This window comes from Psychrobacter sp. TB55-MNA-CIBAN-0194, assembly GCF_040309505.1.
GTDB lineage: Bacteria > Pseudomonadota > Gammaproteobacteria > Pseudomonadales > Moraxellaceae > Psychrobacter > Psychrobacter fozii.
Genome location: NZ_JBEOOW010000836.1, coordinates 1 through 232 on the forward strand (window position 1 = coordinate 1; position 232 = coordinate 232).

1 protein-coding gene is annotated in these 232 nt (G+C 48.3%); it reads right to left on the reverse strand.

The annotated features are described in order from the left end of the window. A partial coding sequence (locus AAEY75_RS17270; RefSeq protein WP_352260414.1) for a ribose-5-phosphate isomerase A occupies nucleotides 1-232 on the reverse strand: 232 nt, incomplete at both ends.

Sequence of the window (232 nt, forward strand, 5' to 3'; positions counted from 1 at the left end):
GTTCGATGCCGCGGCAACGATTTTTTCACGCGTGAGCGCACCGCCGCCACCTTTAATCAGTTGCAAATGCGCGTTTACTTCATCAGCACCATCAATATACACATCAAGCTGACCGGCAAAATTTAAGTCAATAATCTCGATACCAAATGCGCGCAATCTATCTTCTGTCACCTGCGAGCTTGCAACTGCGCCAGCCAGCTTTACTGTTGGTAACAACCCAATCAGACAGTTC